This is a genomic window from Pseudomonas sp. UBA6310 (genome assembly GCF_002438225.1).
Classification (GTDB): Bacteria; Pseudomonadota; Gammaproteobacteria; order Pseudomonadales; family Pseudomonadaceae; genus Pseudomonas_O; species Pseudomonas_O kuykendallii.
In genome coordinates, this window is sequence record NZ_DJTK01000068.1 from 1 (window position 1) to 25,904 (window position 25,904).

Genomic DNA, 25,904 nt, shown 5'->3' on the forward strand with positions numbered 1-25,904 from the left:
AGCAAGATGTGGATCACCAACAGCCCGATCGCCGACGTGTTCGTGGTCTGGGCCAAGGACGACGCCGGCGAGATCCGCGGCTTCGTGCTGGAAAAGGGCTGGGACGGCCTGAGTACACCGGCGATCCACGGCAAGGTCGGCCTGCGCGCCTCGATCACCGGCGAGATCGTGATGGACAACGTGTTCTGCCCGGAGGAGAACGCCTTCCCCGACGTGCGCGGCCTGAAAGGCCCGTTCACCTGCCTCAACTCCGCGCGTTACGGCATCAGCTGGGGTGCGCTGGGCGCCGCCGAGTTCTGCTGGCACACCGCGCGCCAGTACACCCTGGACCGCCAGCAGTTCGGTCGTCCGCTGGCGGCCAACCAGCTGATCCAGAAGAAGCTGGCCGACATGCAGACCGAAATCACCCTGGCGCTGCAAGGCTGCCTGCGCCTGGGTCGGATGAAGGACGAAGGCACCGCGGCGGTGGAGATCACCTCGATCATGAAGCGCAACAGCTGCGGCAAGGCGCTGGACGTCGCCCGCCTGGCCCGCGACATGCTCGGCGGCAACGGCATCTCCGACGAGTTCGGCATCGCCCGGCACCTGGTCAACCTCGAGGTGGTGAACACCTACGAAGGCACCCACGACGTGCACGCGCTGATCCTCGGCCGCGCGCAGACCGGTATCCAGGCGTTCTTCTGACGGGAATCGGAGCGCGTAGCCGACGTCTTTCCATCCACCGCTGCCCGCGCAAGGTGGATGGGGGAACCGTCATCCATCCCAGGTTCGCTTGAGCTTCGAGGTTTCACCCATGTCCGGCGCGTTATCCCACATCCGTGTACTCGACCTGTCCCGCGTGCTCGCCGGGCCCTGGGCCGGGCAGATCCTCGCCGACCTCGGTGCCGAGGTGATCAAGGTCGAGCGTCCCGGCGTCGGCGACGACACCCGTCACTGGGGCCCGCCGTTCCTGCGCGATGAGGCCGGCGAGAACACCGCCGAGGCCGCCTACTACCTCTCGGCGAACCGCAACAAGCAGTCGCTGACCCTGGACTTCACCCAGCCCGAAGGCCAGCGCATCGTCCGCGAGCTGGCGGCCAAGGCCGACGTGGTAGTGGAGAACTTCAAGGTCGGCGGGTTGGCCGCCTACGGGCTGGACTATGCGACGCTGAAGGCGCTGAACCCGCGGCTGATCTACTGCTCGATCACCGGCTTCGGCCAGACCGGACCCTACGCCAAACGCGCCGGCTACGACTTCATGATCCAGGGCCTTGGCGGGCTGATGAGCCTGACCGGACGCAGCGACGACGAAACCGGCGCCGGCCCGGTGAAAGTCGGCGTGGCCCTGACCGACATCCTCACCGGGCTCTACTCGGCGGTCGCGGTGCTCGCCGCGCTGAACCAGCGCGAGCGCAGCGGCCTGGGCCAGCACATCGACATGGCGCTGCTCGACGTGCAGGTCGCCTGCCTCGGCAACCAGGCGCTGAACTACCTGACCACCGGCGTCGCGCCGAAACGCCTGGGCAATGCGCACCCGAACATCGTGCCCTACCAGGATTTCCCCACCGCCGATGGCGACTTCATCCTCACGGTCGGCAACGACGGCCAGTTCCGCAAATTCTGCGAAGTCGCCGGGCACCCGGAGTGGGCGGACGATCCACGCTTCGCCAGCAACCGGGCGCGGGTCGCCCACCGCACCGAACTGATCCCGCTGATCCGCCAGGCCACGGTGTTCAGGACCACCGCCGAATGGGTCGCCGCGCTGGAGCAGGCCGGCGTGCCCTGCGGGCCGATCAACGACCTTGCCCAGGTGTTCGCCGATCCGCAGGTGATCGCCCGTGGCTTGCGCGTCGAGCTGCCGCATCCGCTGGCCGGCAGCGTGCCGCAGGTGGCCAGCCCGATCCGCCTCTCGGAAACCCCGGTGGAATACCGCAACGCCCCGCCGTTGCTCGGCGAGCACAGCGAGCAGGTGCTGCGCGAATGGCTGGGGATGGCGGCGAGCGAAGTGGCGGCGCTGCGCGAGCGCGGTGTGCTTTAGCGGCTTGGTTTGCCCGACGCAGCCTGGCATCGGTGCGCATGGCGCACCCTACGTCTAGGCAGCGGCCCCGTAGGGTGCGCCGCGCGCACCGTTAACCGACGAGAACCAAAAACACCCAACAGCGTTTGCGCCACGGGGCGTTGTGCCGCCGTGGAGCCGCGCCGCCGTAGGGTGCGCCATGCGCACCGTTAACCGACGAAAACCAAAAACACCCAACAGCGTTTGCGCCGCACGGCGTCGTGCCGCCGTGGAGCCGCGCCGCCGTAGGGTGCGCCATGCGCACCGCTACTCGCCGGTAACAATCACGCCCAACAGCGTTCGCACCGCACGGCGTCGTGCGGGCGTGGAGTCGTGCCGCCGTAGGGTGCGCCATGCGCACCGCTACTCGCCGGAAACAAACACGCCCAACAGCGTTTGCGCCGCACGGCGTCGTGCGGGCATCGGGTCGCACCGCCGTAGGGTGCGCCGCGCGCACCGTTACCCGATGGAAACGAAAACGCCCGGCGAATGCCGGGCGTTTTGCCTGCAGCGGATAACGTCAGTTGGCGCTTGCCACCGGCACCAGTGGCGCGGTGCGCTCCTGCCAACCGCCACCGAGGGCCTTGTACAGGTTCACTTCGCTGGTCAGCTGAGCGAGACGGTCACCGATCATGTTCTGCTGCACGCTGAACAGCTGGCGCTGTGCATCGAGCAGGATCAGGTAGCTGTCCACGCCACCGCGGTAACGGCGATCGGCGAGCTTGTAGTAGTCCTCGGTGCTGGCCACCAGCTGACGCTGGGCCTCGAGCTGCTCGCGGTAGGTCTGCCGCGCGACGAGACCGTCGGAGACTTCCTGGAACGCGGTCTGGATGGTTTTCTCGTAGTCCGCCACTTCGATGTTCTTGGCGATCTCGAGGGCATCCAGGCTGGCGCTCAGGCTACCGGCGGTGAAGATCGGCAGGTTGATCTGCGGCTCGAACAGCCAGGTCCCCGAGCCGCCGTCGAACAGGCCGGACAGCTGGCTGCTCGCCGTACCGGCGTTGGCGGTCAGCGTGATGCTCGGGAAGAACGCCGCGCGGGCGGCGCCGATCACCGCGTTGGCGGCCTTCAGGTTGTGCTCGGCGGCGAGGATGTCCGGGCGCCGCTGCAGCAGTTCGGAAGGCAGGCCGGCCGGGACTTCCGCCAACTGCACGGCGTACAGGTCGTCGTCCGGCTGCAGGTTCTGCGGCAGCGGGCCGCCGAGCAGCAGGGTCAGCGCGTTGCGGTCCTGGGCGACCTGACGGCGGTACTGCGCCACGCTGACGCGCGCGCTGTCCACCGAAGTGCGCGCCTGGCGCAAGTCCAGCGCCGAGCTGGCGCCGACGTCGAAGGTGCGCTGGCTCAGCTCGTAGGTGCGCTGGTAGGTGCCCAGCGTGTCGTTGGCGAGCTTGAGCAGCGCCTGGTCCGCCTGCAGGGTGAACCAGGCGTTGGCGACGCTCGCCACCAGGCTGATCTGCGTGCTGCGCTGCGCTTCGGCGGTGGCGAAGTACTGCTCCAGCGCCTGTTCGTTGAGGCTGCGCAGGCGACCGAAGAGGTCCAGCTCCCAGGCGCTGATGCCGACCGTGGCGCTGTACTGGCTGCTGATGGACGCCCCGTCCGAGCGCGACAGGTCGGCAGGCAGACGCTGGCGCGTGGCGCCGCCGCCGATGCCGACCTGCGGATACAGCTCGGCGCGCTGGATGCGGTACTGCGCGCGGTAGGCATCGACGTTCAGCGCGGCGACCCGCAGGTCGCGGTTGTTCTGCAGGGCGCTGCTGATCAGCAGTTGCAGGTCGGCGTCCTGGAAGAACTCGCGCCAGCCCAGCTCGGCGGCGGGCGTGCCGCCGGCGGTGTTGGACTCCGGATAGACGTCGCCGGCCGGGTAGGCGGCGTCCACCGGCGCCGCGGGGCGCTGGTAGTCGGGGATCAGCGAGCAACCCGTCAGGGCGCTGATCAGCGCCAGGCTCAAGAGAGACTTTTTCATTGCTCGACCTCCTCGCTAGTGGCCTTCGGACGCTTGTCTTTGCCTATCGAGCTGACCATTACGTAGAACAGCGGCACCCAGAAGATCGCCAGGACGGTGGCCGACAGCATGCCGCCGATCACCCCGGTACCGATCGCGTGCTGGCTGCCCGAGCCGGCGCCGTTGGAGATCGCCAAGGGAACCACGCCGAGGATGAACGCCAGCGAGGTCATGATGATGGGTCGCAGGCGCAGCCGGCAGGCCTCGATCGCCGCCTCGGTGAGGGATTTGCCCTGCTCGTGCAGCTCCTTGGCGAACTCGACGATGAGGATCGCGTTCTTCGCCGCCAGACCGATGGTGGTCAACAGCCCGACCTGGAAGAACACGTCGTTGGACAGCCCGCGCCAGCTGGTGAACAACAGCGCACCGATGATCCCCAGCGGCACCACAAGCATCACCGAGAACGGAATCGACCAGCTCTCGTAGAGCGCCGCCAGGCAGAGGAACACCACCAGCAGCGACAGCGCGTAGAGCGCCGGCGCCTGCGAGCCGGACAGTCGCTCCTCGTAGGACAGGCCGGTCCAGGAATAGCCGATGCCCTCGGGCATCTGCGCCATGATCTCCTCGACCGCCTTCATCGCCGCGCCGGTGCTCTGGCCGGGCGCCGGCTCACCGAGGATCTCGATCGCGGAAACGCCGTTGTAACGGGCCAGCTTCGGCGAGCCGTAGACCCAGTGGCCGCTGGAGAAGGCGTTGAACGGCACCATCTGCCCGTCGGCGTTGCGCACGTACCACTTGTTCAGGTCTTCCGGAGACATCCGCGCATCCGGCTGCCCCTGCAGGTAGACCTTCTTCACCCGACCGCGGTCGATGAAGTCGTTCACGTAGCTGGAGCCCCAGGCGATGCTCAGGGTGTCGTTGATGTCGGACAGGCTGACACCGTGGGCACGCGCCTTCTCGTCGTCGATCTCGAGCTGGAACTGCGGCTCATCGGCAACGCCGTTGATCCTCGTGCGCACCAGCGTCGGATTCTTCGAGGCCAGCTCCATGAACTGGCCGGCCGCCTTGGTCAACGCCTCGTGGCCGACGCCGGCCTGGTCCTGCAGGAAGAAGTCGAAGCCGGTGGCGTTACCCAGCTCCAGTACCGCCGGCGGCGCGAAGGCGAACACCATGGCGTCGCGGAAGGCGAAGAAGTGCGCCTGCGCACGCCCCGCGAGGGAGAACACGTCGTTGCCCTTGTCGGTGCGGTCCGCCCAGGGCTTGAGCATGATGAAGGCCATGCCCGAGCTTTGCCCGCGGCCGGCGAAGTTGAAGCCGGTCACGGTGAACACGGAGCTGACCGTGCTCGATTCGTCCTTGAGCAGGTACTCGCGCATCTGGTCGACCACCGCCTGGGTGCGCTCGGCGGTCGAGCCGACCGGCGTCTGCACCTGGGCGAACAGCACGCCCTGGTCTTCCTCGGGAAGGAAGGCGGTGGGAATGCGGGTGAACATCCAGACCATGATGCCGACGATCACCAGGTACATCAGCAGGTAGGGCGCCTTGTGCCTGAGGATCGAGCCCACACTGCGTTCGTAGCGGTGCACGCCGCGCTCGAAGGAGCGGTTGAACCAGCCGAAGAAGCCGCGCTTGCCTTCGCCGTGGTCACCCTTCTTCACCGGCTTGAGCAGGGTCGCGCAGAGCGCCGGAGTGAATACCAGGGCAACCAGCACCGAGAGCGCCATGGCCGAGACGATGGTGATCGAGAACTGCCGGTAGATCACCCCGGTGGAACCGCCGAAGAAGGCCATCGGCAGGAACACCGCCGAAAGCACCAGGGCGATACCGACCAGCGCGCCCTGGATCTGGCCCATGGATTTGCGGGTCGCCTCCAGGGGCGACAGGCCCTCCTCGGTCATCACCCGCTCGACGTTCTCCACCACCACGATGGCATCGTCCACCAGCAGGCCGATGGCCAGGACCATGGCGAACATGGTCAGCGTGTTGATGGTGAAGCCGCAGGCCGCCAGAACGCCGAAGGTTCCCAGCAGCACCACCGGCACCGCCAGGGTCGGGATCAACGTGGCGCGGAAGTTCTGCAGGAACAGGAACATCACCAGGAAGACCAGCACGATGGCTTCGCCCAGCGTGTGCACGACGCCTTCGATGGAGGCGGATACCACCGGCGTGGTGTCGTAGGGGAACACCGCCTCGACGCCGGCCGGGAAGAACGGCTTCAACTGGTCGATGGTGGCGCGGATCGCCTTGGCGGTTTCCAGCGCGTTGGCGCCGGTGGCCAGCTTGATCGCCAGGCCCGACGCGGGGTTGCCGTTGTACTGCGCACTGATAGCGTAGTTCTCGCCGCCCAGCTCGACCTTGGCGACGTCGCTCAGGCGAACCTGGGAGCCGTCACGGTTGACCTTGAGCAGGATCGCGCCGAACTGCTCCGCGGTCTGCAGGCGGGTCTTGCCGACGATGGTGGCGTTGAGTTGCTGGCCCTGAATGGCGGGCAGGCCACCAAGCTGGCCGGAGGACACCTGGACGTTCTGCGCCTGGACCGCCGTGCGCACGTCCACCGGGGTCAGCTGGAAGTTGTTCAGCTTCGCCGGGTCGAGCCAGATGCGCATGGCGTACTGCGCGCCGAAGACCTGGAAGTCACCGACACCCTTGGTCCGCGAGATCGGGTCCTGGATGTTGGAAACGATGTAGTTGGCCAGGTCGTTCCTGTTCATCGAGCCGTCGGTCGAGACCAGGCCGATCACCATGAGGAAGTTCTTCACCGCCTTGGTCACCCGGATGCCCTGTTGCTGGACCTCCTGCGGCAACAACGGAGTGGCGAGCTGCAGCTTGTTCTGCACCTGGACCTGGGCGATGTCGGGGTTGGTGCCCTGCTCGAAGGTCACGGTGATGGTCATGCTGCCGTCGGAGTTGCTCTCCGAACTGATGTAGCGCAGACCGTCGATACCGTTCATCTGCTGCTCGATCACCTGCACCACCGTGTCCTGCACGGTCTGCGCCGAGGCGCCGGGGTAGGAGACCTGGATCGCGACGGCCGGCGGGGCGATGCTCGGGTACTGGTTGATCGGCAGCTTGAGGATGGACAGGCCACCGGCAAGCATGATCACCAGGGCGATGACCCAGGCGAAGATCGGTCGATCGATAAAGAATCTGGACATATGGGGCTAGCCTCTGCGCCTTACTGCTGACCCTGGGCGCCGTTCTCGGGCGCGGGTTTGGCGGAATCGCCCTGAACGTTGCTGGCCGGGCCCGCCTTCACTTCGGCGCCCGGATGGACGTACTGCAGGCCCTCGGTGATGACCCGGTCGCCGGCCGCGAGGCCTTCGCTGACCAGCCACTGGCTGCCCACCGCGCGATCGGCCTTGAGCACCCGCAGCTCGGCCTTGTTCTCGGCATTGACCACCATCGCGGTCGCCTGGCCCTTGGTATTGCGGGTCACGCCCTGCTGCGGCACGAGGATCGCCTGGCTGCGCACGCCGCCGACCAGCTCCGCGTGCACGAACATGCCCGGCAGCAGCGTGTGGTCGGGGTTCGGGAAGACCGCGCGCAGGGTCACCGAGCCGGTGCCCTCGTCGACGCTGACTTCGGAGAATTCGAGCTTGCCTTCGTGGCCGTAGGTGCTGCCGTCTTCCAGGGTCAGGGTGACCTTGGCGGCGTTTTCCCCGGCCTTCTGCAGCTGGCCGCTGTCGAGATCACGACGCAGCTGGAGCATCTGCTTGGACGCCTGGGTGACATCGACGTAGATCGGATCGAGCTGCTGGATGATCGCCATCGCATCGGCCTGGCCGGTGTTGACCAGCGCGCCCTCGGTCACCATCGAACGACCGATGCGGCCGCTGATCGGCGCCAGGACCTTGGTGTAGCGCACGTTGATACGCGCCTGCTCCAGCGCCGCTTCGGCCTCCAGCGTGGCGGCGCGCGCCTCGTCGTAGTCCTGGCGGCTGACGGCCTGATCGGCGACCAGCGCCTTGTAGCGGTCGGAACGCGAACGCGCCGAAGCGAGCGTCGCCTCGGCGCTCTTGAGGGTCGCCTGGTAGGTGGCCGGATCGATCTGATAGAGCTGATCGTTGACCTTGACCTCGCTGCCTTCCTTGAACAGGCGCTTGAGGATGATGCCGCTCACCTGCGGACGCACTTCGGCGATGCGGAAGGCCGAGGTGCGACCCGGCAGCTCGAAGGTGCTCGCGTAAGGCTGCGCCTGCAGCGTGACCACACCGACCTGAGGTGCGCTGGGTGCTTGCTTTGGAGCTTCCTGCTTGCCACAGCCGACGAGCACGAGGGCTGCTGCCAGGGCCGGAACCAGCGCACGCATGGCGTAGGGTGATCGCATGACTTTTCCTCACAAAATTGAGTAAACGACCGAACACGCCCGGGGCGGCTCGGCTGGGAAAAACTGGCTAAAGAGGGTGCGAGACCCCGGAAAGGGGGCGACGTCATTATCGATATCGGGTAACTTTAATTGCAGATAGTTGACATGATCAACTATATTTTCTCATCCCTTACTTTCCGGCCCGACGAATGTCCGAACCCGACCTGTCCCGCGCGCTGCGCTGGGTCTTCCTGAAGCTTCGGCGAAACATCCTGTCGAAATTCCAGGAAGCCGGCGTACCGCTGAACCCGCCCGATGCGCACATGCTGGAGATGCTCGAGATAGAGCCCGGCCTGAGTCCGCAGGACCTGGCGCGGCTGAGCGGCATCGACAAGGCCTACATCACCCGCCGCGTCCGCGAACTGGAAACCCACGGGTTGATCTGCCGCTGCCGCGACGAACAGGACCAGCGACGTTTTCGCCTGTACCTCAATCCCGACGGGTTGCAGACGATGAATCGCGCCCAGGAGTTGATCCATCAGTGCGAGGAAGAGATGTTCGCGCCGCTGGACCCGGCGGACCGGCAGACGCTCACCACGCTGCTGGCCAAGTGCCTGAAGAAGGACGACGACACGCCGTCCCAGTAGGTTCCCCGCCGCGCCGGACGGCGCAGCGTGGTCAGGCCGCGCAGGCCCCCAGATACGCCTCGACATCCACTTCGTCCATCTGCTCGGCGTGCAGGTAGCGCGCGCCGTAGCGCAAGTGCAGGCCGGCGCGCAGGAACAGCGCGAACAGGTCCGCATCGATATGGCCCTTGTCGCGCAGGTTGGCGAGGATGCGGATCGACTCGGAGAGCGTCTTGGCTTTCTTGTACGGCCGGTCCGATGCCGTCAGCGCCTCGAAGATGTCGGCGATCGCCATGATCCGCGCCGGAATCGACAGGCTGTTGCGGTCCAGCTGCCGCGGGTAGCCGGTGCCCAGCAGCGTCTCGTGATGGGTGCCGGCGTACTCCGGCACGCGCTTGAGGTTGGCCGGCAGCGCCAGGTTCTCGAGCATCACGATGGTCTGGATGATGTGCTCGTTGACCTTGAAGCGCTCCTCCTCGGTCAGGGTGCCGCGGCTGATGCTCAGGTTGTAGAGCTCGCCATGGTTGTACAGGTGCTCGGGGACGTTGATCTTGAAGCCGTATTTCGGGTCCAGCGCCTTGCCCGGCGGGCGCGGCAGCAGGTGCGCCGGCTTGTCCGCGAGCAACTGTTCGACCGCCGGCAGCGGCTGCACCGGAACAGCCTGCAGGCGCTCGAGCTCGCCGTGCGAGAGCCCCAGGCGGTCGTCGAAGTGGCGGACCCAGCGGCGCTCGGAGAGGCTACGCAGCGCCTCGATGCGTTCCTCGGCCATCAGCTCGCCACCGATGTTGCATTCGGCGACGAGGGCGAAATCCGCGTGCAGCCGGGCGACCTCGTCCCGATGTCGCGCCTCCACCCGCGCCTCGTCCTCTCCCCCGCGCAGCGCTTCCAGGCGGGCGATGTCGGCATCGCGCAGCAGCACCTCGAAGCGCATGCGCACCTCGTGGATGCGGTTGTAGACGGTTTCCAGCTTGGTCGCCTTGTCCACCACGTGCTCGGGCGTGGTGATCTTGCCGCAGTCGTGCAGCCAGGCACCGATGCGGAACTCGCGCCACTCGTCGGCGCTGGCGAAGTTGAAGTCCGCCAGCGGCCCTTCGCTGACCTTGCAGGCCTCTTCGGCGAGCATGATCGCCAGGTCCGGCACGCGCTCGCAGTGCCCACCGGTGTAAGGGCTCTTGGCATCGATGGCGCCGGCGAGGATCTCGATCATCGAATCGATCAGAACCTTCTGCGCATCGATCAGGTTGTGGTTCTCCAGCGCCATCGCCGACTGCGAGGCGAGCGCCTCGACGAAGCTCAGGACCTGCCGGGGAAAGGCGATCACATCGCCGCTCTGTGGGTCGATGGCGTTCATGAACTGCAGCACGCCGATCACCTCGCCCTGCCGCGGCGCCAGGGGCACCGCGAGCATCGACACGGTGCGGTAGCCGGACTCGCTGTCGTAGTGACGCGTGCCGCTGAGGTCGAAACGGGTCTCGCCGTAGACGTCGTCGATCAGCACCGCCTCGTTGTGCAGCGCCACGTAGGTGGACACGTGTTTTTCGTTGGGCGCGCCGCTGAGCGGGTCGTGAAGCGGAATCTCGAAGGACGGCAGTGCATCGTCCATCGAGCGCAGCGCGAAGCGCAGGCTGTCGTGCTCGGTCTTCAGGTACATGGTCGCGGCATCGGCGTTACAGATGCGCTTGCCTTCGAGCAGGATGTGCCGCAGCAGCGCGGTGCGGTCGCGCTCGGAGGAGAGCAGCAGGCCGTTTTCCACCAGGCTGGAGAGCTTGTGCTGGGTTTCCTGCAGGGTCCGGGTCTGGCGCTGCAGCGCGGCCTTCATCTCGGCGTGGTTGCGGCTCAGGCTGTCCACCTCGAAGAACACCGACTCCTGTGGCAGCCTTCCGGAAAAGTCGAGATCGCGGATCAGCCGGGTGTCTTCGGCCAGGGTATCGATGGTGCGGTTCATGCTGCGGAAGCCGAACAGCACAGTGGGCAGCGTCACCAGCACGCAGAGGAACGAAAGCAGCAGCGCCTGCTTCGGATCGACGCCCAAATTCAGGGCCAGGATCGGCAGCATCTGCAGGACGAAGAATCCCGCCAGCAAGACCGTCCAGCTCTGGAATCTGAACTTGAATATCCATGATGTCATACTGCAATCTGCTCCTCATCGACGGCCCGTATTCTCTGGCCTGCAGCCTGGTGCTGCGGCGCGTTCGAATTACGGGCCGTACTGCCGATGTCCGTCGTCGCGGACTCTGACCCACTCACTGGAGGTTATATGCTTTTCAATAAAAAGACCTCACCCCGCGCGCTCGCCGGCCTGCTCCTCGTCGCCTGCCTCGCCCACGCGGAAGAACCTAGCGACAAACCCATCGGCTACGTGATGAAAGTCAGCGGAGAAGCCTTCGTGGTGACCGACGGCGTCGCCCGGCCGGCGAGCGTCGGCATGCCGCTGCAGGTCGGCTCCAGCCTGCGCACCGGGCCGGCCGGTACGCTTGGCGTGACCTTCGAGGACAGCACGCTGATGTCCTTCGGCCCGAACAGCGAACTGAAGGTCGACGAATACCTCTACGAGCCGGCCAAGGGCGATCTCAAGCTCAACGCCAACATCAGCCGCGGAACGCTGAACTACATCTCCGGCGTGATCGCCAAGCTCAAGCCGGAAGCGGTCGAGGTGCATACGCCGACCGGCACCATCGGCGTGCGCGGCACGCATTTCCTGGTCAAGGTCGAGGAGGCAGGCCGATGATGACTCGCCTGTTCGGCCTGCTGCTGTTCGTCCTGCTCGCCAGCGGCTGCGCCAGCAAACCTTCGTCCTATGTGGTGCTGATGGAAAGCCCGGATGGCAGCACCGGGGCGATCACCGTCAGTACCGCCCAGGGCACCACGCTGGTCAACCAGAAGCAGCAGGGCGTGATGCTCGACGGCAAGGCTGCCCAGACCGCCGTGCCGGTGGAGCCACAGCGCATCGCGGCGGATTTCACCCCCGCGTTGAACGCGCAGCCGGCGCTGCCGGTGAGCTACCTGCTGTACTTCAAGTCTGGCGGTGCGGTGCTCACCGACGAGTCCAAGCTGGCGATGCAGGAAGTGCTCAAGACGATCATCTCCCGCGGCCCGTCGGCGGTGTCGGTGATCGGCCACACCGACACCGAAAGCGGCGCGGCGTGGAACGAGAAGATCGGCCAGAAACGCGCGGAAACCATCGCCAAGCTGTTGCGCGACAACGGCGTGCAGGTGCTGGAGCTGGTGGTCACCTCCCACGGCGAACGCAACCTGCTGGTGAAGACGCCCGACGACACCGCGGAGCCGAAGAACCGCCGCGTCGAAGTGCTGGTCCGCTAACGCCCTACTTGCGTGTCATCGCCCACTGCGCGCCGCGTTCGCCGGCGCGCAGCCGGTGCACATGGAAAGCCACCAGGCCGTCGTCCGGTCGCGCGGCATGCAGCGCCTCGAAGGCCTCCAGGGCGCCGGCCGGGTCCTGCTCCAGCAGGGCGAAGGCCGCGTCGTACGGTTCATCTGCCGCCTCGCCGCGCAGCGGTTCGAACACCGCCACCGGCTCGCTCTTACCTTTCAATACCACGCGTCCGACCGCCCGCATGGGTGCCCATGGGCAGTGCTCGCGGATCGCCGCGGACACGCACAGCGTGGTGCCGATGTGCTGGTTCAGGCTTTCCAGCCGCGAGGCGGTGTTCACCGGGTCGCCCAGCGCGCGGTAATCGAAGATCGCCGAGCCGCCGAAGTTGCCGACCACCACTTCGCCGCTGTGCACACCGATGCGCGTCAGCCCGAATGGCGTACCGCGGGCTTGCAGGGCGGCGGCGTAGTCCTCGGTGAAACGCTGGATGCCCTGGCCGCACGCCAGTGCGCGGGCCGGATGATCGGCCTGCGGCACGGGGGCGGAAAACATGATCGCCACGGCGTCGCCGACGATCCGGTCGAGAGTGCCGTCATGTGCGAAGGCGATGCGGATGATGCCCTCCAGGTAATCGTTGAGCAGGCCCACCGCCTCTTCCGCCGGCTGGCTCTCCATCAGCCGGGTGTAGCCGGTCAAATCGGTGAAGACGAAGCTGCACTGCTGCCGCTGGCCGCCCAGTTGCAACTGCCCGGGATTCTTCATCAGGTGCGCCACCAGGTTCGGCGACACGTAGCGGGAGAACGCCTCGCGCACCCAGCGCTGCTCGCGCTCGGCGGCCATGTGCCGGACGATGCTGGCAACGATGAACACCACGCCCAGCCCGAGCGAGGGTACGAACAGGTCGAGCAGCAATTGGTAGCGGGCGAACGCCAGCCATCCGGCGGCGTTCAACGCAAGCAGGATCGCGCCGCCGACCAGTGTCGACACCAGCGCGCGGCTGCGCAGGGCGAGCAGGCTGAGAAGTATCCCGCCGAGCAGCACCAGCACGGTTTCCACCGCCATCGCCCAGCCGGGACGGGTCAGGTAGTCGCCGCCGAGCACCTGTTCCAGCGCCTGGGCATGCACCTCGACGCCCGGAATGATTCCGCCCAGCGGACTGAAGCGCAGGTCCTGCAGGCCCTGCGCCGAGGTGCCGATCAGCACGATGGCGCCGGCCAGCGCCGAGGCCGGAGCCTCGCCGGCCAGCACCTGCCAGGCCGGCAGGCTGCGCGAAGATCGATGCTCGGTGAAATGCACCCACATCTCACCGCTGGCGGTGGTCGGAATGCGAGCGGCGCCGACCCCGACCTGCTCGATCCCGCTGTCCTCGTCGACCCGCAGCCGGTAGCTGCGCGCGCCCTGGCCGACCCGCAGCGCTTCGGCCACCAGCGACGGCAGCAGCGTGTCGCCAACCCGCAGGAACAACGGCACGCGGCGCACCACGCCGTCGGCGTCGGGAAGAAAGGTCATGCTGCCGTTTCCGGCCGCCGCCCGCTGCAGCGCGGGCAGCGCCGCGACGGTGCCGCGGAACACCGGCAGCCAGGGCAACGGCGAAGCCCCCTGCAGCACGCTGCCGAAGCGACTTGCCGGCAACTCGCCACTGGATTCGCCACGCTCGGCGGCAAAGCCCAGCACCACGCCGCCGTTGCGCAGCGCGCCGGCGAGCACCTCATCGTTGTCCGGCAGTCGCGCCAGCTCGGCGCTCACGGCGGCAGGCAGAGGCGTGTCGCGCAGGAGCGCGGACGGCGAGGTGCGGTCGGGCTCGGCGAACAGCACGTCGAACACGATCGCCGCCGCGCCAGCCTGCTGCAGACGCTCCACCAGCTCCGCCACCCGCGTGCGCGGCCAGGGCCACTGGCCGATCCGCGCCAGGCTCTGCTCATCGAGATCGACGATGCGCACCGGCGCGTCGCGGTAGACCCGCGGCTGCCAGCGCTGGTACTGGTCGAACACCGCATTGCGCACCGCCAGCAGGGGCAAGGGCTGGCTCAGGTACAGCGCGAGAACCGCGGCGATCGCCAGGAACGGCAACCACGGCAGCACGCGGTTCGGTTGGAAAGACGGCACCTGCGCTCACTCCCTGCGTTGAAGGCGTCCTTGTCGGGTTCAGCCGCAGGAAGCGCGGGTGATCAGGTCGGCGTCGTCGGTGTCCAGGTTCAACCGCTGGGAGTCGTATTCGAGCGTCACCGCGGTTCCCGGCCGGAGCACCCGAGCGCGCTGCGCGCCGGCTTGCAGGCGAGCCTGCTCGAGAACAGCGGGATTGACCGGATGCCCGATCAGCGACTGCACCGCGCTGGCCGTGCAGGTCTCGGCAGGAGGCATGGCCGCGGGCTGCAACGCGGCTGACGGAGCCTCGTCATGGCTGGCACAACCGGCGAGCAGGGCGACCGGCAACAGCCAGGCGCAATGGATTTTCTTCGAAAGCATGCGGGTTCTCCGATGGACTGGAGGCCGAACCATACCAGCTCGGGACGCCGGCGGCAGCGTGGGCCGACCTGACGCAATCGCCCGCCGCGAAAACGACAAAGCCCGCGCGAGGCGGGCTTTGTCGTCGAACGGTGCAGATCAGCGCGAGGCGGATGTCACCAGGCTCGCCTCTGCCGCGGAAGAGCGCCCGAACGCGCGCGAATAGGTGTCGTAGTAACCCTCGAGAACACGCATGCAGGACTTGATGTTCATGTTGTTCACGCAATGCTCGCGGGCGGCGATACCGAAAGCTATGGCCAGCTCGTCGTTGAGCAGGATTTCCTTCAGGTAGCCCTTGATCGCCTCGACGTCCTTCTCCTCATGGGCGAACCCGGTCTTGCCATGCTGGATGCCCTCCAGCGCGCCGCCGCGCGCCGACGTGATCACCGGAACACCGGACGACTGCGCCTCCAGCAGGACGATGCCGAGGCCTTCGGCATCGCCGTTCTCGGCGGTGATGCTGGGCATGCAAAGCACCCGCGCGCTGCCCAGCAGGCTGCGGATCTGCTCGCTGGGAAGCGCGCCGAGAAAGCGTGCGCGCACCCCGCGCGCCTCGGCGATGGCCTTCAGCGACGCCTCGAGCGGGCCGTTGCCGACGATCAGCAACTCGCTCTCGGGGCACGCGCCCTGGATGTCGGCGAAGGCGTTGAGCAGGTATTCGCAGCCCTTCTTCTCGACCATCCGCCCGACGAACAGCACCTGCTTGCGCTCGGCCATGGGAATCGGCCCCGGAACGAACTGGTCGGTGTCGATGCCGATATAGCTGACGCTGATCTTGTGCTCGGGAATTCCGTACTCGATCGCGCTCTTCTTGATCGCCTCGGACACGGCAAGGAAGTGGATCTTTTCGTAGTTGGCGAGCTCGAGCAGACGCTCGGGGTACCGCTTCAACTGTCGCCCGCCACCGCCGGCCTCCCAGTATTCGCGGTACACGTTGATATCGAAGCCGTGCAACGTCACCAGCGTCGGCAGCTGCAACGCGCGGATCAACGGCCAGATGCGTACCGCCTCGGTGGCGAAATGGATGTGCAGCAGTTGGGCGTCTTCCTTGCGCAACTGGCTCAGCGCCGAACGCGAGGGACGGTCGAGCAATTCGTTGACGGTGTTGACCAACTTGCGAACGACACGGTTCTTCTTGCCCAGCACACGGACATCGAGCCCGTCGAGGGAAAGACCTTTCTCCATGACCTGATCGCCGACCAGGATTCCTCTCCAACTTTCCAGGCACCGTGTTTGTTCACGAATGAAAGTCTCGGAATAAGGCAGTAGTTGGGACTTATATACCAGTACCTTTTTACGAGGGGCGCTTTGGGGGGTCATAGACGGGTCCAATTGCAGAGGGAATTAACTACTTGATGCCAAACAGCCACTAGCCATATATACAGCGTTACATGACAGTCATTGGATTTCGGGAGAATTAGACTAATTAAGGCGGTGCAGTTCCATAGAGCCGCCGATCACATATCGAATGAAAAAGGCCTGTCGAGCGAAGGGAAAACGAGGCAATAAAAAGCCCGCTCGTGGCGGGCTCTGGCGTTTCTCAGATATCGACCGATACTGGAAACTTGAACTGGCGCACCAGGCGGGATTCGAACCCACGACCCCTGCCTTCGGAGGGCAGTACTCTATCCAGCTGAGCTACTGGTGCGTTGCGGGGCGCATGATACGCATGCGAGCGCGCAACGTCCATGCCGAGCACGACCGGTCACCGGTCGCCGGGCAGGCGAAAAAGAAGGCAAATGGCCATATAAAGGTGGCTCGCTCAATGCCTTGCCTGCACAATGAAACGATTTTCTGCCGAGATAAGCCCTGTTTATGCCTCAACCCTATCAAGCCTTAGAGCGCTGCATCCTTGGCGCGCTGTTGTCATTGCTTGTCTGGCTACCCTTGCCCCTGGGCAGCAACCGCGACTGGTCGATGGCCTTCTTCTGCTTCGTCACCGCGTTGCTGGCCGCCTTCTGGGCGCTGCTTCAGCTCAAGCGCCAGCGCCCGCTGGGCTCGTCGTTCCGACATGCCCTGCTGCCGCTCGGCCTGCTGGCGCTGGTTCAGCTATGGGTAGCCATCCAGTGGCTGGGCGGCCTGAGCCGCGACGCCGGCGCGTCGGCCCAGTATTTCCTCCTGGGCTGCACCTACTGCCTGCTCTATCTGCTGGTGATCGGCGTTTTCCGCACCCGCAAGCGCCTGACCCTGCTGATCGGTGTACTGGTGATCAGCGGAACCTTCCAGGCCTTCTTCGGCTCGGCGATGACGCTATCCGGCGTGGAGCGCCTGCTTTTCGGGCCGAAGGACTATCACATCGGTCATGCCACCGGCACCTTCGTCAATCGCAATCACCTGGCGGGCTATCTGGAGATGACCCTGGCCATCGGCATCGGCCTGCTGCTGGCGCTGCGCCAGGGCGGGCAGTTCCACTGGGTCAGCGTGCTGGAAACCCTGATGGGTCCCAAGGCCCGTCTGCGCCTGGCACTGGTGATCATGGTCATCGGCCTGGTCATGAGCCATTCGCGCATGGGCAATACCGCATTCTTCGGCAGCCTGATGCTGGTCGGTGCGCTGTTTCTGCTGCTGCACAAGGAAAACCGCCTGCGTAACGGGCTGATCTTCGCCAGCCTGGTGCTGGTCGATGTGCTGGTGGTGAGCCAGTATTTCGGGCTCGACGAGCTCAAGGACCGCCTGGTGAACACGCGGCTCAACGACGTCGTCGAACAAGGGGAAGTGGTTCAGAAAGCCAACGAGCTACGCGGCGATGTCTATGCGCTGGCGCTGCCGCTGGCCCAGGACCGGCCAATCATCGGGCAGGGCGCGGGAAGCTTCGAGTCAGTCTTTCCGCCTTATGCCACGGGCCTTCCGCTGCATTTCGACCATGCCCACAACGACTACCTGCAGTTCTTCATCGAGTACGGCGTGATCGGCTGCATACCCTTGGCGCTGTTCGTGCTGATTTCACTGTATTACGCGTTGAAAGCCATGCGCCACAAGGATTCCCTGTACCGCAACGGCATCGGCTTCGGTGCCGGGATGGGCATTCTTGCGCTGCTCATCCATTCGACCACCGACTTCAACCTGCAGATTCCCTCGAATGCAGCGACCTTCGTGGTCCTCTGCGCGATAGCGGTGCTGGCCAACCATCATCTGGTGGACCGGCGCCAGAAGCAACGTCCGGCCTGAGGGGTCTGGGAGACCTCTGACGACGCGACCACCCCTCAGGACTGGCGCTTCAGCACTTGTCCGCCGTCATGTGGCTTTGCACCGAAGCTGTTCCGCGCCACGTAGTAGAAGAACAGCGGAATGCCTACGGCATAGCGACGGAACAGGCGGCGCGGTTCCATCAGCAGGCGATACAGCCACTCGAGGCCGAACTTCCTGAAGAACTCCGGCGCGCGCTCGAAACGCTCGGCGGAGAAATCCACGATGGCACCGCCGCAGACGAACAGCGCCGGCATGTCCAGCTCGTTCTTGAGGCGCACGGCCACTGCTTCCTGCTTCGGCATGCCCATCGCCAGCACGATGATCGGCATCGCTCCTTCCCGATAGGCGGTCTTAAAGAACTCCACGTACTCGTCGATAGTTTTGAAACCATCGATGGCATGGAACGGCCGGCCTCTGAAAAGCTTGTCCGCTCCTTTGCTGAGCCAGGGTTCCTGAGTACCCATGGCGAAATACTGGCAATCAACGGTGTCATCGTTGATGAAGAAGTCCAGAAGCTTCGGAATGAAATCGGTTCCGTTCAGGTTGGCCTTTGGCTCAACACCATTAACCTTGCAGGCCAGTTTGATGCCAATACCATCTCGCAGGAGGTAGTCGACTTTAAGAAAGCTCTTACGGGCAGACAGGTTCTGCTGCGTAATGTTGTATCCATGTTGATTGAGGAATCCCAGAATGCTCGGCCGTTTAACCATGCGCAGATTCCTGAGGAAATCTTCGGTCTCATTTTCCTCAAGCAACATCAATCGCCGGACGAGTAAATCTTCTTTCCTAACAATCGGATTTTTCATGAAGAATTATCTCTGGATTTCTCGGTTATGGAATTGAAGCCGGATTGCACCGTTCATTTACGCTTCTACCTCGATTATTGTTAATTCAATTAATAAAAGCGTGAACCAGTTAACCCATTTGCTGCGCTAAAAAATTATCATGGATTTTATAACTAATTCCAGGGAGCTCACCCATCCACCATTTAGGAACCCACCCATGAACGCCACGACTCACACGTTTCACACGCTTAAAAGAGTTCTTCCTCTGGCAGCGCTCCTGATCGGCTCGGCCGTTCAGGCTCAAGAGAAGCTCCCCCTCGTTTCGATCAACATCGCTGGCGCCGAATTTTCGTCCGGCGCGATCCCCGGAAAAAACGGCACCAACTACTTCTTCCCGGACAAAACCTATTTCGCCAAGTGGAAAGAACGCGGCATCACCCTGGTCCGCTTCCCGCTCAAGTGGGAACGCCTGCAGCCCAAGCTGTACGGCCCGCTGGACCCCGCGTACACCAAGCTTCTCGACGACATGCTCGCCCAGGCCAACGTGTACGGCGTGAAGGTGATCCTCGATATCCACAACTACGCCCGTTATAACAACGAAGTCATCGGCTCCGCCAAGGTTACCTTTTCCGACTTCCGCAAGCTCGGCGAACTGATCGGTAACCGCTACAAGAACAACCCTGCCGTTTATGGCTACGACATCATGAACGAGCCCTACGGCGATGCCGACAAGTACTGGCCGCAAGCGGCGCAGGCCGGCATCAACGGCATCCGGGTCTATGACAAGAAAAAACCGCTTTTTGTCGAAGGCCGCTCTTACTCCGGCGCCTACACCTGGCCGTGGTACAACGACCCGATGGCAGCACTCACCGACCCGAAGGCCGACAACATCATCTACTCGGCGCATGCCTACATCGACGACAACGGCAGCGGCCAGTACAAGACCGCACCGGCCAACTTCGACCCGATGATCGGCGTCAAACGTATCGAGCCCTTCGTCGCCTGGCTGAAGAAGCACGGCAAGAAAGGCCACATCGGCGAATTCGGCATCCCGAACGATGACCCCCGCTACCTGCAAGCCATGGACAACACCCTGGCCTACCTGCAGAAGAACTGCATCACCATGACCTACTGGGCTGCCGGCCCTTCGTGGGGAACCTACAAGCTGTCCGTCGAGCCGACCAAGACCGGCCAGGATCAGGCGCAATGGGCGATCCTGAAGAAGTACATCAACGGCGGCAACTGCACCAAACCCGGTCCCAACTGACCGGCCTCACCACCCGAGCGCAGCGGACGCGCTCGGGCAGGTGATTTCTCGCAAGACACATCCCCGCAACACGGGAGCCACAGCGGCTCAGCCCGCCACCAGGGTTTCCACCACCACCGGCGCCACCCGGCCGTACTTGTCGGAGAAGCGCACGATGTCGTCCTCTCCCAGATACGCACCCGATTGCACCTCGATCAGCTCCAGTGGAATCACACCCGGATTTTCCAGCGCGTGCACCTGGCCGATCGGAATGTAGGTCGACTGGTTCTCGGTGACCATGTAGGTCTCCTCACCATTGGTCACCTTGGCGGTGCCGCTGACGACGATCCAGTGTTCCGCGCGGTGGTGGTGCATCTGCACCGACAGCTTCGCGCCCGGCTTCACGGTGATGTGCTTGACCTGGTAGCGCGGGCCCTGGTCGATGGAGTCGTACACGCCCCACGGACGGTAGACTTCGCGATGGTTCTGGAACTCGCTGCGCTTCTCGCGCTGCAGCTGTTCGACGATGCGCTTGACGTGCTGCGCCTCGTCCTTGTGCGCCACCAGCACCGCATCCTTGGTTTCGACGATCACCAGATCCTCGACGCCGACGGTGGCCACCAGGCGGTTGTCCGCATGCACGTAGGTGTTGCTGCTGCCGTGGTTGAGCACGTCGCCGCGGAACACGTTGCCTTCGCCATTCTTGCTGCTCACATCCCACAGCGCGGACCAGGAACCGATGTCGCTCCAGCCGGCGTCGAGCGGAACCATCACGGCGTCACGGGTTTTTTCCATGACGGCGTAGTCGATGGAGTCTTCCGGGCAGGCGGTGAACGCCTCGCGGCCGACGCGGGTGAAGAGCATGTCCTGCTCGCTGCTGGCCATGGCTTCACGGCAGGCTTCGAGGATGTCCGGGCGGAATTCCTGCAGCTCGGCGATGTAGCGGCTGGCACGGAACAGGAACATGCCGCTGTTCCAGAAATGATTGCCGCTGGCGAGATAGCGCCCGGCGGTTTCCAGATCGGGCTTCTCGACGAAGCGGCTGACCACGTAGGCGCCCTCCCCCTCGGCTTCGCCACGTTCCAGATAGCCGTAACCGGTTTCCGGGTGTGTCGGCAGGATGCCGAACGTCACCAGCTTGCCGGCTTCGGCAAGCGGCACCGCCTTGCGGATGCCGTCATGGAAAGCCTGGGTGTCCTGGATCAGGTGATCCGCCGCGAGGATCAGCAACAGCGGATCCTGGGCTTCGCTGAGCGCCTGCAGGGCGACCAGCGCAACGGCCGGTGCGGTATTGCGGCCGACCGGTTCGAGCACGATACCTGCGTTATCCATGCCCAGCTGGCGTAGCTGTTCGGCCGCGAGGAAACGATGCTCCTCGTTGCAGATCAGCCGTGGCAGTTGCATGTCCAGGCCTTCCAGGCGCTTGATGGTCGCTTGCAGCATCGACAGCGAGCCCTCACCGAGGTTGAGGAACTGCTTCGGATTGAGTTGACGCGAAAGCGGCCACAGACGCGAACCGCTACCACCGGACATGATCACTGGAATCATTGCTGAGCCCTCCCCATAAAAATCGATTGTCTGTTCTTGAACTGCCTGACGATGATCGGGAACACCTTGTAGGCGTCCACCACGTAGCGTTTTACAAGCCGTTTGGGCTCCATGCAGATGCGGTGCAGCCACTCCAGCGAGAGGTGCTGCATCCATTCCGGAGCACGCTGGATCTTCCCGGACAGGAAATTCAGCGACGCACCGACGCACAGGCCGACCCCCACTGCCCGCTCGCTCTCGTAGACCTTGAGCGCGAGGGCCTCCTGACGCGGGCAGCCGACCGAGAAGAAGATCAGCCGTGCCGGATGCTGGATGACGAACGACACGCAGCGTTCGACTTCGACCGGGTTGTCGATGAAGCCCATGGGCGGGTTGTGGTGGTTGAAGACGATGTTCGGATACATCTGCCGCAGCGTGGCGACGACGTCGTCCTCACAGCCGATCACCGTGATGGTCCAGCCTTCACGGTTGGCCACTTCCACCAGCGACTCGGTCAGCGTGCTGCCGGGAATCGCCTCGGCGACATTGGCCTTGAGACGGTTGAGCACCGGCAGCAGTATCTTGCTGTCGCAGATGCGCAGGCTGGCATGACTGTAGGCGCGGCGCAGTTCCTTGTTGTGCTCCAGCTGAACGATATGGTTCACGTTGGGCGTGACGATATAGCTGTAGTCGTTCTGGCTCGCTTCGGTGAGTTCCTTGACCAGGCTGGCCTTGTCACCGCGATAAAATTCAATGTCGAATACTTTCATATTACCTCCTTGCAAAAACTGATCTTTCTACGCACGCCCGAAGGCCATCGACACGGTTTCAACCACAACCCGCGCGAACGACGGCCCTCTTATCGGCCGAGTGCCGCCCTCACCAACTTGGTGTGGGTATGTACGTAGTGCAGAAGGTAAAGAACAGAGGCTTTGGCGGAAGACAACTTCATGTAATTACGCCGTATCTGCATATCTTCCTTGAGCGCATCGAAACGCCGCTGCTGGGAGATGCCGGTAGTGTCGAAAACGCACAGGGGCGTCTTCAGTTGCAGCACGACCTTGGACAGGTCCAGTCCGTGGAGGAATTCCACGATCATGCAGTAGTCCGCAGACAGCTTGTAGTTCTCGCGGAAGCGGACCGTGCGCAGGTGTTCGTTCTCGAAGTACATCGCCTGGTGACTGGACGGCATGCCCATCATCAACCGGTCGATCTTCTTCGCCGAGGCGGCGCGCAGCACGCCCGCGGCGTTCTGCAGGTAATAATCGCCATACACGTACTTCGGCGGATGCTCGGCCTCGGAGACGGCCTTGGCCACCTTTTCGAGTACCGACTCGTCATAGAAGGTATCGCCGCTATTGAGGAACAGGGTGTAACCCGGGGTTTCGCTGGCTTTCACCAGGCCCTTGTTCATCGCGTCGTAGATGCCCTTGTCGCGCTCGGAAGTGATTTCGGCGTGATCGTCCTTGAGTTCCTTCAGCCATTCGACGCTGCCATCGTTGGAAGCGCCATCGATTACGATCCAGCGGAAGTTCCTGTAGGTCTGCGCCGCGACACTTTCATAGGTCTTGGTCAGGCCAGCGAGGTTATTCCAGTTAATGGTAACGATGCTGAAACTTGTCATAACTGATCCGCTCGTTCTGCGTGGTAGACGGTGCCGGTGCCTTAGCTCTTACTCTAGAGAAATACAAGAAACAGGCTGCTGAAATGCCTAGGAGATCTCCCCCATACATAATTGAGTTGGACAGAAACATATTGATCAAACCAAATACGAAAGGCAGTTTCATGGCGCTCAATAGATCGCCCTTGTTTTTGCAGTCCCTCATGATGCTCAGGAAACCGCCATAGAAGATCAGGGCGATGACCGGAGTTAGGAACCCGAAGCGGTAATACACGCCGACGATGCCCACGTCCGACAGGTAGAACCAGGGGTTGTAAAGGGTCGAGAAGCCGCCGTTCCACTGCAGGGACAGCGCGCCCATTCCGATGTACCAGTTCTTCGCCACTTCCTGAAGAATGATCCCGGTGGTGATGTTCCGCACGCCGGGGCCGGTAGTCGCCTCGTTGAGCAAGGCGTCGAAGCGCTCGAACTGGGTGGCGTAGAAGTCCGGAATCATGAAGTAGGACACCACCAGGATGATGGAGGCGACGGCGCCCAGCTTCAGCAGCGAACCGATACGGTCGCGGAAAATCCACAGCCCGGCCAGCGCCCAGACCACCATCGTCGAACGGGTCTGCAGGACCAGCCACAGGTAGGCGGTGAAGAGCAACAGCAACATCACCCGCGCCAGGGTGATCTGGCGGCGCAGGCTGTACATGATCATGAACGCACAGATGCTCACATAGCCGGAGCCGATCCGGTAGCGATTGGGACGCAGCATGCTGTCTTCGCTACCCAGCTCCTTCGCGTCCACCTCGAAGGCGAAGCCGCTGTTCTGCGGGATGATCTTGAAGTAATAGAGGAAGCCTACGGCCACGCAGAACAGGCCCGAGACGAGGAAGAACCGCTCGAGCTGCGGCTCCGTGGGCTTCGCCTTGTACAGCAGGAACAACGTCGGGAAGAAGATCAGGAAGTAGAAACTGCGGCGCTCCTCCAGCAGGCCGTAGACGATCGGCTGGCCGAAGTTGAGCTTGGCCAGGATCGACGACATCACCGGCAGGCAGATGCCGATGAAGACCACCCACAGGCAGGCCTTGGATTGATAGAGGCGTTTCCAGGTGACCAGCAGAAGTGCCGCTGCCGCCAGTATCGCCAGCAGGAACAGTTCACGCAGGTAGGGTATGCCAGCCTTCTTGTCGTCCGTAAGGAAGAAGCAGGCCGAGTTCGCCAGCACGAGCACGAACAACAGGTTCTGGTAAGAAAGAAGCTTCCTCAATGTACGAACTTCCCTATGAGTGTTCCAGTTGATCGCTTGAAGTAAGGGGTGGATCCGCCACCGCCATCGTCTTCACCGGCGAACGCATCAAACCAGTGCGCGCAAATAGGCCCGCGTGTTTTCGTGTACCTGCTCGCTGTCGCGCATTTCGCTCGGCGACCACCAGCGGTAGTGCCCGTGCTGCTCGCGCGGGGGATCGAGCGCCAGGCCGGCCGGTAAATCCAGCAAATAGCCGGCCACTACGTAATGCGTATTCGGCGAGGATGAATCCGTACCAAACACGCTGTCTTCGTAGAAGTGTTCGTAGATATCCAGCAACCGCGCCAGGGAACGCTCGAACGGGATGCCCAGCTCGCCCATGGTGAGGCGACGGAAGGCGGCGTCGAGCGTTTCGTTCTTCTGGATGCGTCCCCCCGGGACGAACCAGAAACCTTGCGCCGGTCGGTTGAGACGTTCACCCAGGAGAATGGTTCCCTCGCCGCTGCGAACGACGAGGTCCAGGGAGATGAGCGGTGTCGCTCCGACTACCCGTCGGAAGTCCTCGGCGTCGAGAAACATCCGCTCAGCCCCTGACGTCGTCCAAGTGCTCGACGAACCAGCGGTAGGCGTCCTGCAACCCTTCTTCCAGGCCGATCTTCGACTTCCAGCCCAGGGCTTCGAGACGCGAAACGTCCATCAGCTTGCGCGGCGTGCCGTCCGGCTTGGTCGCATCGAACGCCAGGCGCCCCTGGAACTCGGTGACCTTGGCCAGGGTTTCCGCGAGCTCGCGAATGGTGCAGTCCTGGCCGGTGCCGACGTTGATGTGCGAGAGCATCGGCTGGGTGTTGGCCTGGTAGGTGGCCTCGTCCAGATTCATCACGTGGACGCTGGCCGCAGCCATGTCGTCGACGTGCAAGAACTCGCGCATCGGCGTGCCGCTGCCCCAGATCACCACTTCCTCGTCGCCGCGCAGGGTGGCTTCGTGGAAACGGCGCAGCAGCGCCGGGATCACGTGGCTGTTTTCCGGGTGGTAGTTGTCGTGCGGGCCGTACAGGTTGGTCGGCATCACGCTGCGGTAGTCACGGCCGTACTGGCGGTTGTAGCTCTCGCAGAGCTTGATCCCGGCGATCTTGGCGATCGCATAGGGCTCGTTGGTCGCTTCCAGAATGCCGGTCAGCAGCGCCTCTTCCTTCATCGGCTGCTCGGCATGCTTGGGATAGATGCACGAGGAACCGAGGAACAGCAGCTTCTGCACGCCGTTGGCGTGTGCGGCGTGGATGATGTTCGCCTCGATCATCAGGTTCTGGTAGATGAACTCGGCCGGATAGGTGTTGTTGGCGTGGATACCGCCGACCTTGGCCGAAGCCAGGTACACCTGATCGATGTTCTCCGCGGCGAAGAACGCCTGCACGGCGGCCTGGTCGACCAAATCCAGCTCGTCGCGACCGCGGGTGACGATTTCCACGTCACCCTGCTGGCGCAGGAGCCGGACGATCGCCGAACCGACCATGCCACGATGGCCGGCGACGAAGATGCGTTGAGGCTGCTGCATGC

General features: G+C 63.9%; 21 protein-coding genes and 1 tRNA gene. 7 read left to right on the plus strand and 15 right to left on the minus strand.

Translation table 11 applies throughout. The features are described from left to right. On the plus strand, window positions 1-684 hold a 684-nt coding region (locus tag B3E91_RS16700), incomplete at its 5' end, for an acyl-CoA dehydrogenase family protein (RefSeq protein ID WP_287030578.1). A 109-nt stretch (window positions 685-793) separates the two neighbouring features. Next, window positions 794-2,017 (plus strand): CaiB/BaiF CoA transferase family protein, encoded by a 1,224-nt coding sequence (locus B3E91_RS16705; protein WP_287030579.1) that lies wholly within the window; start codon window positions 794-796, stop codon window positions 2,015-2,017. 538 nt (window positions 2,018-2,555) lie between these two features. On the opposite strand, the gene adeC is transcribed toward B3E91_RS16705, so the two are convergent. The 3 genes from adeC to B3E91_RS16720 are packed head-to-tail and all read right to left on the minus strand — an operon-like array spanning window position 2,556 to window position 8,304. Further along, window positions 2,556-3,998: an AdeC/AdeK/OprM family multidrug efflux complex outer membrane factor gene (gene adeC / locus B3E91_RS16710; RefSeq protein ID WP_287030580.1), complete on the minus strand. Its 1,443-nt coding sequence runs from the start codon at window positions 3,996-3,998 to the stop codon at window positions 2,556-2,558. Next, complete coding sequence (locus tag B3E91_RS16715; protein WP_090224619.1) at window positions 3,995-7,132, minus strand: efflux RND transporter permease subunit; 3,138 nt, start codon at window positions 7,130-7,132, stop codon at window positions 3,995-3,997. The genes adeC and B3E91_RS16715 overlap by 4 nt, the downstream gene beginning before the upstream one ends. 20 nt (window positions 7,133-7,152) lie before the next feature. After that, window positions 7,153-8,304: an efflux RND transporter periplasmic adaptor subunit gene (locus B3E91_RS16720; protein WP_273230876.1), complete on the minus strand. Its 1,152-nt coding sequence runs from the start codon at window positions 8,302-8,304 to the stop codon at window positions 7,153-7,155. A gap of 188 nt (window positions 8,305-8,492) precedes the next feature. Here B3E91_RS16720 and B3E91_RS16725 point away from each other — a divergent pair, with 188 nt between their 5' ends. After that, complete coding sequence (locus B3E91_RS16725) at window positions 8,493-8,930, plus strand: MarR family winged helix-turn-helix transcriptional regulator (protein ID WP_090224622.1); 438 nt, start codon at window positions 8,493-8,495, stop codon at window positions 8,928-8,930. A 31-nt stretch (window positions 8,931-8,961) separates the two neighbouring features. Here the strand turns inward: B3E91_RS16725 and B3E91_RS16730 are convergent, their stop codons facing one another. Then, on the minus strand, window positions 8,962-11,037 hold the full coding sequence (locus tag B3E91_RS16730; RefSeq protein ID WP_273230873.1) for an HD domain-containing phosphohydrolase: 2,076 nt from the start codon (window positions 11,035-11,037) through the stop codon (window positions 8,962-8,964). 129 nt (window positions 11,038-11,166) lie between these two features. Between B3E91_RS16730 and B3E91_RS16735 the strand changes: the two genes are divergently transcribed. Further along, window positions 11,167-11,637, plus strand: a complete 471-nt coding sequence (locus B3E91_RS16735; protein ID WP_287030582.1) for a FecR family protein — start codon at window positions 11,167-11,169, stop codon at window positions 11,635-11,637. Further along, window positions 11,634-12,230 (plus strand): OmpA family protein, encoded by a 597-nt coding sequence (locus B3E91_RS16740; RefSeq protein ID WP_287030583.1) that lies wholly within the window; start codon window positions 11,634-11,636, stop codon window positions 12,228-12,230. Before B3E91_RS16735 ends, B3E91_RS16740 begins: the two co-directional genes overlap by 4 nt. A 4-nt stretch (window positions 12,231-12,234) precedes the next feature. Here the strand turns inward: B3E91_RS16740 and B3E91_RS16745 are convergent, their stop codons facing one another. From B3E91_RS16745 to B3E91_RS16760, 4 genes are all read right to left on the minus strand, one after another. Further along, a complete protein-coding gene (locus B3E91_RS16745) occupies window positions 12,235-14,349 on the minus strand; it encodes a CHASE2 domain-containing protein (protein ID WP_287030585.1) in 2,115 nt (704 codons plus the stop codon). Window positions 14,350-14,388: 39 nt separating this feature from the next. Then, window positions 14,389-14,709: an I78 family peptidase inhibitor gene (locus B3E91_RS16750; RefSeq protein ID WP_287030586.1), complete on the minus strand. Its 321-nt coding sequence runs from the start codon at window positions 14,707-14,709 to the stop codon at window positions 14,389-14,391. A gap of 138 nt (window positions 14,710-14,847) precedes the next feature. Beyond that, on the minus strand, window positions 14,848-15,933 hold the full coding sequence (locus B3E91_RS16755) for a glycosyltransferase (RefSeq protein WP_287030588.1): 1,086 nt from the start codon (window positions 15,931-15,933) through the stop codon (window positions 14,848-14,850). 386 nt (window positions 15,934-16,319) lie between these two features. Continuing rightward, window positions 16,320-16,396, minus strand: a tRNA-Arg gene (locus B3E91_RS16760). A gap of 215 nt (window positions 16,397-16,611) precedes the next feature. On the opposite strand from B3E91_RS16760, the gene B3E91_RS16765 reads away from it, so the two are divergent. Continuing rightward, complete coding sequence (locus B3E91_RS16765) at window positions 16,612-17,916, plus strand: O-antigen ligase family protein (protein WP_287030589.1); 1,305 nt, start codon at window positions 16,612-16,614, stop codon at window positions 17,914-17,916. 35 nt (window positions 17,917-17,951) lie between these two features. Here B3E91_RS16765 and B3E91_RS16770 read toward each other — a convergent pair whose 3' ends face one another. Further along, complete coding sequence (locus tag B3E91_RS16770; RefSeq protein WP_090224635.1) at window positions 17,952-18,743, minus strand: WecB/TagA/CpsF family glycosyltransferase; 792 nt, start codon at window positions 18,741-18,743, stop codon at window positions 17,952-17,954. Window positions 18,744-18,939: 196 nt separating this feature from the next. On the opposite strand from B3E91_RS16770, the gene B3E91_RS16775 reads away from it, so the two are divergent. Further along, entirely contained in the window at window positions 18,940-19,989 is a 1,050-nt protein-coding gene (locus B3E91_RS16775) for a glycoside hydrolase family 5 protein (RefSeq protein ID WP_090224636.1), read from the plus strand. Window positions 19,990-20,076: 87 nt separating this feature from the next. Here B3E91_RS16775 and B3E91_RS16780 read toward each other — a convergent pair whose 3' ends face one another. The 6 genes from B3E91_RS16780 to fcl all read right to left on the minus strand — a co-directional run bounded on the left by B3E91_RS16780 (window position 20,077) and on the right by fcl (window position 25,902). Beyond that, the gene (locus B3E91_RS16780) at window positions 20,077-21,516 is read right to left on the minus strand and encodes a mannose-1-phosphate guanylyltransferase/mannose-6-phosphate isomerase (RefSeq protein WP_090224637.1); all 1,440 of its coding nucleotides are present in this window, start codon (window positions 21,514-21,516) and stop codon (window positions 20,077-20,079) included. Continuing rightward, window positions 21,513-22,265, minus strand: a complete 753-nt coding sequence (locus B3E91_RS16785; protein WP_287030590.1) for a WecB/TagA/CpsF family glycosyltransferase — start codon at window positions 22,263-22,265, stop codon at window positions 21,513-21,515. The genes B3E91_RS16780 and B3E91_RS16785 overlap by 4 nt, the downstream gene beginning before the upstream one ends. An 89-nt stretch (window positions 22,266-22,354) precedes the next feature. After that, window positions 22,355-23,119, minus strand: coding sequence for a glycosyltransferase family 2 protein (locus tag B3E91_RS16790; RefSeq protein WP_090224641.1), 765 nt, complete (start codon window positions 23,117-23,119; stop codon window positions 22,355-22,357). Next, window positions 23,091-24,371, minus strand: coding sequence for a hypothetical protein (locus tag B3E91_RS16795; protein WP_287030593.1), 1,281 nt, complete (start codon window positions 24,369-24,371; stop codon window positions 23,091-23,093). Before B3E91_RS16795 ends, B3E91_RS16790 begins: the two co-directional genes overlap by 29 nt. An 87-nt stretch (window positions 24,372-24,458) precedes the next feature. Continuing rightward, on the minus strand, window positions 24,459-24,929 hold the full coding sequence (locus B3E91_RS16800) for a GDP-mannose mannosyl hydrolase (protein WP_287030594.1): 471 nt from the start codon (window positions 24,927-24,929) through the stop codon (window positions 24,459-24,461). Between the two features lie 4 nt (window positions 24,930-24,933). Beyond that, window positions 24,934-25,902: a GDP-L-fucose synthase gene (gene fcl / locus B3E91_RS16805; protein WP_287030595.1), complete on the minus strand. Its 969-nt coding sequence runs from the start codon at window positions 25,900-25,902 to the stop codon at window positions 24,934-24,936. Window positions 25,903-25,904 lie beyond the last annotated feature (2 nt).